2 protein-coding genes are annotated in these 1505 nt (G+C 71.2%); both read right to left on the bottom strand.

The features are described 5' to 3' along the window. On the bottom strand, positions 1–261 hold a 261-nt coding region (locus tag ASG00_RS16710; RefSeq protein ID WP_235559111.1), incomplete at its 3' end, for a MarR family transcriptional regulator. A 96-nt stretch (positions 262–357) separates the two neighbouring features. Next, on the bottom strand, positions 358–1505 hold a 1148-nt coding region (locus ASG00_RS03220; protein WP_235559110.1), incomplete at its 5' end, for an MFS transporter.

Genomic DNA, 1505 nt, shown 5'->3' with positions numbered 1-1505 from the left:
GCGGGTGAGGTAACCGGCCTCCTCGAGGCCGTTGACGGTGCGGTTCATCGACGGTGCGGTGACGCGTTCGCGGTCGGCGAGCTCACCGAGGGTGTGCAGCCCGTGCATCTTGAGTGCCGCGAGCACCGCGAACTGCCCGTCGCTCATGGTGTCGACGGCGCGCTGCGCGCGCAGGCGTCGGGCGAGCCGGAACGTGGCCATCCGCAGATCGGATGCCGCGGCCGACAGCTCGGGGGCGGGGGCATCCTCGGGGCTGGTCATCGTGATCGTTAGCCTAACAAATTAGCCATGCTAAGTAAATCTCAACGGCGCATCGCGCCTCAGCGCCCGGAACGCGGTCACGCGGCAGGGCGTCGGTCAGCCCACGGCGGTCTCCGGGTCGCGGCGGCGTTCGAGCGCGGTCGTCGCGAGCAGGCCGATCGCGAGGAACCCGGCCGCCGAGAAGGCGGAGAGGCGGGTGCCCTCGGAGAGAGCCGCCTTCGCATCGTCGGCGATCGCCGCCGTCTGCGGGTTCTCGGCGAGTCCCGCGATCGCCCCGCCGGCGGAGTCGACGACGGCGCTCACGATCTGGTCGCGCTGCGCCGATGGCACGCCGGCGTCGTCGAGCTTCGCGCCGAGGATGCCCGCCGTCGAGGTGAACAGCACCGTGCCGAGGATCGCGATGCCGAGCGCGGAGCCCACCTGGCGCGAGGTCGACTGCGTGCCCGACCCCTGCCCGGACAGTTCGACCGGCACATCCTGCAGCACCACGCCGGTCAGCTGCGCGGTGGCGAGCCCCACGCCCATGCCGTAGACGAACAGCGCCGGCAGTAACCAGCCCCACGCGGCATCCGGTGCGACGACCCAGCCGACCGCGGCGATGCCGATGATCTCGAGCCCGATGCCGATGCGCACGATCGTCGCGGGCGACACGCGACCGCTCGTCGCGCCGGCGAACCCGCTCGCCACGAACGAGCCGACGGCGAGGGCGAGCAGCACGAGACCTGTCTGCAGGGCGTCGAAGCCGAGCACGAACTGCAGCCACAGGGGGAGGGAGAGGATGATGCCGAACTCGCCGAGGGAGACGACCATCGCGGCGACGTTGCCGTTGCGGAACGACGAGATGCGGAACAGCGACAGCTCGAGCAGAGTGCCGTGCCCCTGCCGTGAGCGCCGGACCTCCCAGACGAGGAACGCGAGGAGCGCGAGCGCCGCGAGGGCGAAGGCGAAGGGGATGGGCGAGACGCCCCACGTCCACGTGACGCCGCCGATCCGCAGCTGCTGGTCGGTCGTCCACCAGCCGTAGGTGCGGCCCTCGATGAGCCCGAACACGAGGGCGCCGAACAGCACGACCGACAAGGCCGCACCGACGATGTCGAGGCCGCCGGTGCGGGTCTCGCGCGATTCGGCGATCGTGAGCAGCACGCCGATGACGATCACGACGGCGAACGGGATGTTGATGCCGAACGCCCAGCGCCACGAGAAGTCGGTGGTCAGCCAGCCGCCGAGGAGGGGTCCGACGGCGG

The sequence above is a fragment of the Microbacterium sp. Leaf351 genome (genome assembly GCF_001423825.1).
Taxonomy (GTDB): domain Bacteria; phylum Actinomycetota; class Actinomycetes; order Actinomycetales; family Microbacteriaceae; genus Microbacterium; species Microbacterium ginsengisoli.
The sequence above is the reverse complement of the archived record's forward strand: the minus strand, read 5'-3'. Positions and strand labels throughout refer to the sequence as shown.